Genomic DNA, 9,573 nt, shown 5'->3' with positions numbered 1-9,573 from the left:
CATCTATAGTACTACAGACCCTGCTATCTGTCAAAAAAAGTTATAATTAAAAAGGACTTCTGGTAAGAGCATTTTTTAATACTTCGTCTAAATTATTTACCATAATAAATTTTAATCTTTTTTTAATATCATTAGGCAAATCTTCTAAATTCTTAAAATTATCTTTAGGTATAATAATGGTTTTTATACCCGATTGATAAGCGGCAAGTATCTTTTCTTTTAGACCACCTACCGGTAATACTTTTCCACGCAGAGTAATTTCACCTGTCATAGCTACATCTTTTCGAATTGGGATGTCGGTAAGTGAGGAAACCAAAGAAGTAGCCATAGTTATACCGGCGGATGGGCCATCTTTGGGAACCGCCCCTTCCGGAATATGAACATGAATATCACAATTCTCGTAAAATTTATTATCTAATTTTAATATTTTTGCCCGAGAACGAGCATAGGTTAAGGCTGCCTTACCCGATTCTTGCATAATATCACCTAACTGTCCGGTTAAGGTTAATTTACCTTTTCCGGGCATGACTATGGTTTCCACTGATAATACTTCTCCACCGATCTCAGTCCAGGCTAAACCTGTGGCTAAACCAACAGCGTCTTCTTTTCCGATTTTATCAATTTTAAATTTAGGTACTCCCAAATAATTTTCCAGATTTTTTAAGGTAATTTTAACTCTATTATTTTTATTCTTTTTAAAATAAATTAATTTCAAAGCAACTTTTCTGCATATTGATGAAATCTCTTTTTCTAAGCTTCTTACTCCCGCCTCATGAGTATATTCCTGAATCATTTTTTTCATAGCTTTTTCAGATATTTCTATATCATCTTTCTTGAATCCATGATTATTCAATCGCTTGGGCAGTAAAAAAAATTGCGCTATCTGTAATTTTTCATATTCGGTATACCCGGGAATATTAATTATTTCCATTCTGTCCCTTAGGGAATAAGGTATTTCATCTTCATTATTAGCAGTCGTGATAAACATGACTTCTGAAAGATCAAAGGGGACTTCTAAATAATGATCTCTAAAAGAATTGTTTTGCTCAGGATCTAATACTTCTAAAAGTGCTGAAGAAGGGTCTCCCCTAAAATCCACTCCCATTTTGTCAATTTCATCCAATAAAAAAACCGGATTTTTAGATTTTACGTTAACTATCCCTTGAATAATTCTTCCCGGCATAGAACCTATATAAGTTTTTCGGTGTCCACGTATGTCTGCTTCATCCCTTATACCTCCCAGAGATGCTCTTACAAATTTTCTACCCATTGCCCGAGCGATTGATTTTGCCAAGGATGTCTTTCCTACTCCTGGAGGTCCGATTAAACATAGTATGGTCCCTAACTGTTCGTTGCTCATTTTTTTTACTGCCAGGTACTCTAAGATTCTTTCTTTAATATCTAATAAACCATAATGGTCTTCATCTAAAACTTTTTTTACTAATTTTATATCTAATTTATCTTGGGTAGTGTCATTCCAAGGGAGGGATATGATCCATTCTAAATAGTTGATTATGACTCCACTCTCGGCAGATAAAAAGGGCATTTTTACCAATCGGTTAGCTTCTTTAATGCACTTCTCTTCCACTTCTTGCTCAAGTTTTAGAGAAAATATTTTTTCCTTGAATTCATCTGCTTCCGAAGCGTTTTCTTCATTGTCTCCTAATTCCTTTTGTATTTCTTTTAACTGCTCCTTCAAATAATAGTCTTTTTGGTAATTTTCTAAATTTATTTCCACTCTTTCTTGTATCTTTTTTTCTAATTCCAAAATACTGATCTCTTTTTTCAAAAGAACAATTATTTTCTCCAGTCTTTCTAAAGGATTAGTTATTTCCAACAGATTCTGTTTATCTTTTACCTTTAAAACTAAATTTGAAGCAATTACATCGGCTAATTTATCCGGTTTTTCAATATTCTTTATAGATAGCATCATTTCAGAAGGTAATTTATTATTAAATTTAAAATATTGTTCAAACCTATTGATAGCCAATCTCATCAAGGCTTCAATTTTTAGATTTTTGCCGTTCTTTACTTTAATTTTTTCTACTTCTACTTTAAAATAATTATTAAATCGTTTTGTATTTTTAATTTTTGCTCTACTAAGACCTTCTACTAATATCTTTATGGTATCATCCGGAAGTTTATAAATTTGTATGATCTTGGCAATTGTACCGATAGAATATACATCTTCTGCTTTCGGTTTTTCTACCTCCGAATCTACCTGAGCTGTAATAAATATCATGCTTTTTGAATTGATTGCTTCTTCTAAAGCATTAATGGATTGCTCTCTCCCTACAAAAAGAGGAATAATCATATTGGGAAAAACAACTAATTCTCTTAAGGGCAATAAAGGTAATATATTTTTTTCCAAGCTTTTAATATTTTTACTATTCATTTAGAATATTTAATCTCCCTTTTTTCTCGTATCTCCTATATCATATAGAAATTTAATCTCCGAAATGGAGTAAGTTTATACTCCTTACTTCTATCTTTTTTTTCTTCATTAGATACTATATGCTAAATACTATCTATATACATTGATCAGGCTGTTTCTTTCTTCAACCCTTTTTCAAATCTTTCTATTTCGGGCATCTGTTTCTTTTTCACTACTTCTTCGGTAATGGTGCATTTTTCAATATTTTTTTCTGAAGGTATCTGGTACATGATATCTAATATTGAATCTTCCATAATTGAACGTAAACCCCTTGCGCCTATTTTTCTTTTTATACTTGCTTCCACAATAGCTTCTAAAGCTTCAGGAGTAATGTTAAGTGCCACTCCTTCTAATTCAAAGATCTTTTTATATTGCTTTACTATGGCATTTTTCGGCTGGGTCAATATTTTTATTAATGCATTTTTATCCAAGGTTTCTAAAGTAGACATAATATGTAATCTCCCTACTAATTCGGGAATTAATCCATATTTTATCAAATCTTCCGGTAAAACATTTTCCATTAACTTATAATTTTTTTCTTCGCTATGTTTACTTTTTATTTCTGCCTTGAAGCCAATATTATTTTTCCCTATGCGGTAATTTACTATATTTTCTAATCCTTCAAATGTTCCCCCACAAATAAACAATATTTCCTTGGTATCTATCTGAATATTCTTTTCTTGTGGGTGTTTTCTTCCGCCGTAAGGTGGTACGCTGGCTACTGTTCCTTCTATAATTTTTAAAAGAGCTTGTTGAACTCCTTCCCCCGAGACATCTCGAGTTATAGATGGATTCTCTGACTTACGTGCTATTTTGTCAATCTCATCTATATAGATGATCCCCTTTTGAGCTAAATTTACATCATTATTGGCAACTCTCAGTAAATTTAATAGAATATTTTCTACATCATCACCTACATATCCTGCTTCTGTTAAAGTGGTAGCATCGGCAATAACAAAGGGAACATTTAATTTTTTAGCTAAAGTCTTGGCTAACAGGGTCTTCCCACATCCGGTAGGACCTATTAGCAGAATGTTGCTTTTTTCTAATTCAACTTCTTCCTTAACCTGTTCTGTTTTTTTCCCCTCTTTGTTTAATCTATCATTATTATTACTTTCAATTCTTTTGTAATGATTGTATACCGCAACTGAGAGTATTTTTTTGGGTTTTTCTTGCTCTATTATATATTCATCTAAAAAATTTTTAATTTCTTTAGGAGAGGGGATATTTTTTAAATCAAACGGCCGGTCTTCATTCTTTCTTCTCTCTAATATAATGTCATTACACACTTTAATACATTCATCACATATGCAAACACCCGGACCGGCAACTATTTTATAAACTTCATCCTGACTTTTGCCACAAAAAGAACAATTCACTATTGTTCACCTCTCTTGTCATTTTAATATCATATCCAGTATCCAGCATCAAGTTAAGAAAATCAAAATTTAACATTCAAGGCTATCTTCATTTTTCTTTCTTTTCTTTACTATATACTATATGCTTAATACTTGATACTATCTTATTTCTTCTCGGCTTTTAATTACCTCATCCACCAATCCATATTCCTTAGATTCTTGAGCGGTCATATAAAAATCTCTATCCGTATCCTTCTCAATTTTTTCAAGTTTTTGGCCGGTATGATAAGTTAATATTTTATTGATCGTATCTTTAATTCTTTTAAGTTCTCGAGTTTGTATCTCTATATCGGTAACTTGCCCTTGTGCTCCTCCCAGAGGTTGATGCACCATAATCCTTGAATTAGGCAAAGCAAATCTCTTTCCTTTCGTTCCTGATGCTAAAATCAAAGCTGCACCGCTAGCCGCCATACCTATACAGGTAGTGGAAACATCAGATTTAATATATTGGATAGTGTCATATATAGCAATAGTAGAACTTACAGAACCACCAGGACTGTTAATGTAGATATATATATCTTTTTCGGGATCGGTTGCGGTTAAAAATAATAATTGAGCGATGATAAGATTAGCCATAGAATCATCTATTTCTGTTCCCAAAAATATTATCCTATCTTTTAGTAAACGAGAATAAATATCGTAAGATCTCTCCCCTCGGGGAGTTTGTTCAACTACAATAGGAACTAAGGTCATTTTGGTTCCGCCTCCTTTTTCAAATTAACTTTTTTATTTAAGAAATCAATTATTTTCTCTCTACTGATACTGTCTTCCAAACTATCCAGGTTATTATTTTTTTTCAAAGTAGCTTCTACTTTCAAGGGATCTTGTTTCATCTCTTTGGCAATTGCTTCAATTTTTTCTTTTACTTCTTTCTCACTAACCTGGATATTCTCTACTTGACGAATTTTATCTAACACTAATTCTTGTTTTATTCTTTTTTCAGCCACAATTTCGTACTCTTTTTTGACTTTTTCTTCGTCAGCCTTAATACTTTTATAATAATCCTGTAGAGATAATTTTTTAGATTTTAAATCATTCTCTAAAGATTTCATCATATATTCTACTTCTCTTTCGATAAGTATTTTTGGTACTGTTACTTCACTGCTATCAGTAACTTTTTCTAATAATTTACTTTCATAGGTATTTTTATTCAGCATTTCTATCTGTTTTTTTAACTTTTCTTTAATATCTTTCTTAAAATCATCTATGCTTTCATATTTACCCACTGTTTTGACAAACTCTAAATTTAGTTCAGGCAGTTCTCTTTCTTTTATTTCATTAATTTTGACTTTATAGGTAATTTCTTTACCGGCTATTTTTTTATCTTTAACATCCTGAGGAATCATAATCTTTATCTCTTTTTCATCTCCCGGTGAACAGCCAATGAGTGCCTTATTAAATTCGGGTGGAGTATTTGCCCCTATTTGGATCATTTGTTTTTCAACCTTACTTCCTTCTACCATTTTTCCTTCAATGGTTCCTAAGGAATCAACTACCAGGAAATCGCCTTCTTTTACCTTGCGGTCTTTAACTATCTTCAATTTAGCGAAATTTTCTTGAATTCTTTTTATTTCATTATTTACATCAGTATTGTTTATTTTTATATCTTCTTTCTGAATGCTAATTTTATCAAAAGAACCTAATTTTACCTCCGGTCTTATTTGAACAGTTGCTTCAAAAATTAATGGCTTATCTGCTTCTATTTGTATTACTTTAATTTCAGGCTGATTGATAGGCTGGATATTATTTTTATTGACGGCTTCAAGATAGGATTTCGGAATTAATTTTTCGGCAGTTTTATCATAAAAATATTCCTTTCCCAAATGCAAGTCCAGAATATTTTTAGGAATTCTGCCCTTTCGGAATCCGGGTATCTTTATTTGATAAGATACATCATTATAGGCTTTTTCTAAATTGCTGTTTACTTCCAATTTATCCGTTTCAATCTTGAGTTTCAATTCATTTTCTTTTTGCTTTTTTATTTCTACTTTTACCATGACTTTAGAACCTCCGTTACTATAACCACTCCTTTATTCTATAATTGCAACAAAGCCGCAAATAATTTTGCGGCTGTTTTTACCAACACTAACTAAATTGTATAAATTAATATATTAAAATAAGAACATTCTTCTACCATTTTTATGGTGCGAAGGGCGGGAGTCGAACCCGCATGGAGTTACCCACTGGATCCTAAATCCAGCGTGTCTACCAGTTCCACCACCCTCGCAATTTCTGGTGGGCCGTACAGGACTCGAACCTGTGACACCCGGATTAAAAGTCAGGTGCTCTACCAACTGAGCTAACGGCCCACAAATTTAAAATATTAATTTCTCATCTATCATACACTATTTTTTAGTAAAAAACCACTTTTATAATTGGCGCGCTCGGAGGGACTCGAACCCCCAACCATCGGATCCGAAGTCCGCAGCTCTATCCAATTGGGCTACGAGCGCAACTTTGTGTATTGGGGTGAGCGAGGGGATTTGAACCCCCGACCTCTGGAGCCACAATCCAGGGCTCTAACCAGTCTGAGCTACGCCCACCATATCTTATTTGATAATGGCGCGCCTGGAGGGAATCGAACCCCCAACCTACGGATTAGAAGTCCGTTGCTCTATCCTATTGAGCCACAGGCGCGGAATATTTCATTGGAGCGGGAAACGGGTCTCGAACCCGCGACAACCAGCTTGGAAGGCTAGTGCTCTACCAACTGAGCTATTCCTGCAAAGTCGGGGCGAGAGGATTTGAACCTCCGACCCCCTGCTCCCAAAGCAGGTGCGCTGCCAAACTGCGCTACGCCCCGAAACAAAAGTTATTATATAAGAAAAAAAACTATAAGTCAATTATAAAATGATAAAAATTCGCCAATTGACCAATGCACCAATGCACCAATTAAATTAGTCGTTAGTGAATAGTGAATAGTCGTTAGTATTAAATTCAAGATACAACATAATATAATCAACCAATTCACCAATGTACCAATTAGAGAGAAAATAAGAAAGTATACAGTAACTAGTATCTAGTATATAGTTAAGAAAGAAAAGGAAAGAGAGAATAAGATAGTATCAATTATAGAGTAAAGAGAAGATAACTGGAAGAATGCGCTAATGCACCAATGCTCCAATTACAGAAATACTAAGAAAAGATGGTATAGGGTAAAGAAAGAAAAGGAAAGAGAGGAGAAGACAGTATCGAGACACTGGAAACTATTAAATTATATTCTTTGCTGAACGATTAATTCATTTATTATATTTACCATTTTTCTCATAGCTTTACCCCTATGGCTTATCTGATTCTTTACCTTCTCTCCTAATTCAGCAAAGGTTTTGCCATATTCCGGAACCAAAAAAATAGGATCATAACCAAATCCATGCTCACCTTTAGGCTTAAAATCGATACTCCCCTTACATTCTTCCTTTACCTCAAACACTTTACCATTCGGAAAGACAAGTGTTGCTGCACAAACAAATTTTGCCTTTCTTTCTTTTGGGGGCACTTTTTCAAGTAATGTAAGCACCTTACTTATCCGTTCATCATCACTCTTTCCCCATCTTGCAGAATATATCCCTGGTTTTCCTTTTAAGTACTCTATTTCCAATCCCGAATCATCTGCCATACATATTTTACCGGTATACTCCGAAATTATCCTTGCTTTTTTAAAAGCATTTTCTTGATATGTTTTGCCGTCTTCTACAATTTTTGGATGAGAGGGAAAATCTTTCATATCTAATATTTTTATTTTAGGGTTGTTTAAAATATCTTTTATTTCTTTTATTTTGCCTGAATTATTAGTTGCAATAAGTATCTCTAACATAATTTTCCCAAGATCTTTTTTTCTTCTTCAATGATCTGTTTTATTCCTGTTTCTGCTAATTCAATCAATTCTCCTAAATTTCTTTTTGAAAAAGGCTTACCCTCAGCTGTTCCTTGAATTTCTATTACCTCGCCTTTTTCAGTCATTACCATGTTTAGATCGACCTGCGCATGAGAATCTTCTTCAAAATTTAAATCCAGTAACATTTCTCCATCAACTATACCCGCGCTAATGGCACCGATATAATCTTTTATGGGCATATCCTCTAATTGTCCTTCTGCCCTCAGATAAGTTAAGGCATCATATAGAGCAATAAAAGAACCGATAATAGCTGAGGTTCTGGTTCCACCATCTGCTTGAACGACATCGCAATCTATCCAAATGGTTCGTTCTCCTAATTGCATTGAATCTACTACCGATCTTAAAGATCTGCCAATCAATCTTTGTATTTCAGAAGATCTGGCACTTATTTTACCTTTAACTGAATCCCGAATATTTCTAATTTGATTTGCCCGAGGTATCATAGAGTATTCAGCTGAGATCCAGCCGCTTTTTTTCCCTCTTAAAAATAAAGGCACTTTGTCTTCAACCGAAGCAGTGCATATTATTTTAGTAGCACCCATTTCCATTAAGGTAGATCCTTCTGCATATTTTATGTAATTCCTGGTAATCTTCATCGGTCGTATTTCGTTGTATTTACGATTGTTCGATCTAAACATTTCCCCTCCAATTTTTTTTAGCGTATAGCCTACAGCGTATAGTAAGTATAGTATCGCGTATAAAATACAGTAATTAGTAATCAGTAATGAGTAATAATATTATCTGCTATTTAATAATTTACGAGATATAAACCTTTACTTCTCTTATTTGTCTTCTGAATTCTATTTTCCTAAATATTTGACCAGGTAACAAACTAACCAATTTTCTACGCTCTACGCTAAACGCTGTACGCTAATTTTTTATCTTTTTCTGGTTAATAAATAATCGGCTATATTTTTTAACGTTTCCGCTTTGTTTTCAAATATATCTAAAGCATCTTTTGCTTCCTTGATCAATCTCTCGGATTCGCTTTTAGATTCTTTTAATCCGAATTTATTAGCGTAAGTTGGTTTTCCTATATCTCTTTGGTCTTGCATTATATCGAGCATATCATCAATTATTTGGAAAGCCAATCCTATATTTTCACCATATTTAGTTAAAGCTTTAAGTTCATTTTGTTTCGCCCCAGATAATATTGCTCCTGCTCTAATAGAAAGACAGATTAAGGCAGCAGTTTTTTTCATGTAGAGATTAATCAAATCATCTTTTTTAATATTCTCGTCTTTTAAGTTTATATCCTCTACCTGTCCTCCTAACATATTTTCAGTTCCAATACAAAAACATATTTCTTTTATCAATTTTAGAACGGCTTGCTTTTTTATTTCTTTTACTTCGGAGTTTTTAATCACCAAATCAAATCCAGAAACTAAAAGAGCGTCCCCTGCCAATAAGGCAATAGCTTCACCAAATACTTTGTGATTGCTTGGTTTTCCCCTTCGAAAGTCATCATTATCGATAGAAGGGAGATCATCATGGATTAATGAAAAAGTATGAATTAGTTCAAGCCCACAAGCCGCCTTAATTACTTTTTTACTATCATTCCCTAATAGTTCAGCGGCAGCCAAAGTTAAAATTGGCCTAATTCTCTTTCCTCCGCTGAAAACACTGTAACGCATAGCTTTGTGAATAATTGAAGTCGGTTCTTCTTCTGTCGGTAAATATTTATCTAAAGCCTCGTCTATGACATTTTTTTTATTTTCCAGATATTTTTCAAAATTCATTAATGGTGTCTTCTCCTTCTTTTTCAGAAAAAGGTTTTATTGCGTAATCCTCTTCACTCTTAATTACCAGTTGCTCTATTTTCTTTT

Annotated in this window: 7 protein-coding genes and 7 tRNA genes; all 14 read right to left on the bottom strand. The window is 33.5% G+C overall.

Annotated features, from left to right (window positions below):
* Positions 1 to 46: 46 nt before the first annotated feature.
* Complete coding sequence (gene lon, locus ENO17_02215) at positions 47 to 2,395, bottom strand: endopeptidase La (protein ID HER23854.1); 2,349 nt, start codon at positions 2,393 to 2,395, stop codon at positions 47 to 49.
* A gap of 146 nt (positions 2,396 to 2,541) precedes the next feature.
* On the bottom strand, positions 2,542 to 3,816 hold the full coding sequence (gene clpX, locus ENO17_02210) for an ATP-dependent Clp protease ATP-binding subunit ClpX (GenBank protein HER23853.1): 1,275 nt from the start codon (positions 3,814 to 3,816) through the stop codon (positions 2,542 to 2,544).
* A 135-nt stretch (positions 3,817 to 3,951) separates the two neighbouring features.
* The gene (gene clpP / locus ENO17_02205; GenBank protein ID HER23852.1) at positions 3,952 to 4,545 is read right to left on the bottom strand and encodes an ATP-dependent Clp endopeptidase proteolytic subunit ClpP; all 594 of its coding nucleotides are present in this window, start codon (positions 4,543 to 4,545) and stop codon (positions 3,952 to 3,954) included.
* The gene (locus tag ENO17_02200) at positions 4,542 to 5,849 is read right to left on the bottom strand and encodes a trigger factor (protein ID HER23851.1); all 1,308 of its coding nucleotides are present in this window, start codon (positions 5,847 to 5,849) and stop codon (positions 4,542 to 4,544) included. The genes clpP and ENO17_02200 overlap by 4 nt, the downstream gene beginning before the upstream one ends.
* Before the next feature lie 145 nt (positions 5,850 to 5,994).
* Positions 5,995 to 6,079 (bottom strand) — tRNA-Leu (locus ENO17_02195).
* Between the two features lie 6 nt (positions 6,080 to 6,085).
* Positions 6,086 to 6,161 (bottom strand) — tRNA-Lys (locus tag ENO17_02190).
* Between the two features lie 67 nt (positions 6,162 to 6,228).
* Positions 6,229 to 6,305: transfer RNA gene (locus tag ENO17_02185), tRNA-Arg, on the bottom strand.
* Positions 6,306 to 6,317: 12 nt separating this feature from the next.
* A tRNA-His gene (locus ENO17_02180) sits at positions 6,318 to 6,395 on the bottom strand.
* A 17-nt stretch (positions 6,396 to 6,412) separates the two neighbouring features.
* Positions 6,413 to 6,489 (bottom strand) — tRNA-Arg (locus ENO17_02175).
* A gap of 12 nt (positions 6,490 to 6,501) precedes the next feature.
* Positions 6,502 to 6,577 (bottom strand) — tRNA-Gly (locus tag ENO17_02170).
* Between the two features lie 4 nt (positions 6,578 to 6,581).
* Positions 6,582 to 6,655 (bottom strand) — tRNA-Pro (locus ENO17_02165).
* Between the two features lie 411 nt (positions 6,656 to 7,066).
* Positions 7,067 to 7,666 carry an XTP/dITP diphosphatase gene (locus ENO17_02160; GenBank protein ID HER23850.1) on the bottom strand — a complete coding sequence of 200 codons (600 nt, stop codon included), beginning with the start codon at positions 7,664 to 7,666 and terminating at the stop codon, positions 7,067 to 7,069.
* Complete coding sequence (locus ENO17_02155; GenBank protein ID HER23849.1) at positions 7,660 to 8,385, bottom strand: ribonuclease PH; 726 nt, start codon at positions 8,383 to 8,385, stop codon at positions 7,660 to 7,662. The genes ENO17_02160 and ENO17_02155 overlap by 7 nt, the downstream gene beginning before the upstream one ends.
* A gap of 240 nt (positions 8,386 to 8,625) precedes the next feature.
* Positions 8,626 to 9,486, bottom strand: coding sequence for a polyprenyl synthetase family protein (locus ENO17_02150; protein HER23848.1), 861 nt, complete (start codon positions 9,484 to 9,486; stop codon positions 8,626 to 8,628).
* Between the last annotated feature and the right edge of the window lie 87 nt (positions 9,487 to 9,573).

Source organism: Candidatus Atribacteria bacterium (genome assembly GCA_011056645.1).
GTDB classification, from domain to species: domain Bacteria; phylum Atribacterota; class Phoenicimicrobiia; order Phoenicimicrobiales; family Phoenicimicrobiaceae; genus Sediminicultor; species Sediminicultor quartus.
This window is presented reverse-complemented; position numbering and strand designations above follow the sequence as displayed.